Below are 1,153 nucleotides of genomic sequence, written 5' to 3' on the forward strand. Positions count from 1 at the left end.
ACCAGGAGCGCTACATGGTGCGCGCGCAGTACAAGAAGATCCGTATTGAGAAGGTGGACTACCGCGGCTGGAACACCGCCGACTGGGAGTTCACCTATACGGAGGGCGGCACCAAGTACCGGACCATCGACCGGGGTTTCGTGGTCGACGGCACGTACGGGTACGCGCTCATGTACACGGCCAAGGCGGCAGGCTGGGGCGGCGACTTGCGCAAGGAGACGTGGCGGACGCTCACGCAGACCTTCGAACCCAAGTCCTGAGCATGGGGCGCCCCGGGATTGGGGAGTGAGATCTGGCATCCCCGCATTGCGGGTTGCCTGCGGCACGTATCGTAAATGTTTGCGGACCGTGCGCAGCCGAAGCGGACCGCGGGGCGAACGGATGTGACCGACCGGGCTGCCGGGGGAGGCAACGTGGACGACTACGCGGGTCGGGTGCTGGCCGACCGCTACCGCCTGCCACTGCCGCCGTCCGACGAGTACGAACTGACCGAGACCCGGGCCTTCGACACCTACAGCGGACAGGAAGTCCTGGTCCGGCAGGTGCCGTTGCCCGAGGTCGTCGAGGCGGAGGTCCTCGACGCGGAGGGGCTGCCCGACGGTTTCACGGCACGTGACGGTGGTGCCCGGCGGTCCGGCGGCCGGGCGGGCACCCGTGCCGGTACCCGACGGCCCGCGGATCCGGTGGTGCGACGTGCGGTGGAGGCGGCGCAGGCCGCAGCGGCCATTCCCGACCACCCCCGACTCGACCAGGTCTTCGACGTGTTCGCCGAGGGCGGTTCGCTGTGGATCGTCAGTGAGCTGGTGGCCGCGCGCCCGCTGGCCGCCCTGCTCGCCGAGAAGCCGCTGACGCCGTACCGCGCGGCCGAGGTGGCCTCCGACGTCCTGATGGCCCTTCGGGTGCTGCACGCGCACGGCTGGGTGCACCGGAACATCACCTCGCGGACGGTGCTCGTCTGCGACGACGGCCGCGTGATGCTGACCGGCCTCGCGGTGGGCGCGGCGGAAGAGGCGCTCTGCGGGTACGACCCGGTTCCCGAAACGCCCTTCGAGGAGTCCGGGCCGGAGCCGGGGCCGCCGGGCGGCGGTGCCGGGACGGCCCGTGGCGTCGGCGGTCCGGGGGGTTCCGGGCCGGGCGGTGACGTCGGCGGCGC

Annotated in this window: 1 protein-coding gene and 1 pseudogene; both read left to right on the forward strand. The window is 71.6% G+C overall.

The window, feature by feature from the left end; all coding sequences use genetic code 11:
- Positions 1 to 260 (forward strand): annotated as a pseudogene (locus ABZ281_RS50100) (serine/threonine protein kinase); the annotation flags it as partial.
- 123 nt (positions 261 to 383) lie between these two features.
- Positions 384 to 1,153, forward strand: a 770-nt coding sequence (locus ABZ281_RS50105) for a protein kinase (protein WP_356665578.1), incomplete at its 3' end; no start/stop codon positions are given.

It is taken from the genome of Streptomyces sp. NPDC006265, assembly GCF_040613555.1.
Classification (GTDB): Bacteria; Actinomycetota; Actinomycetes; order Streptomycetales; family Streptomycetaceae; genus Streptomyces.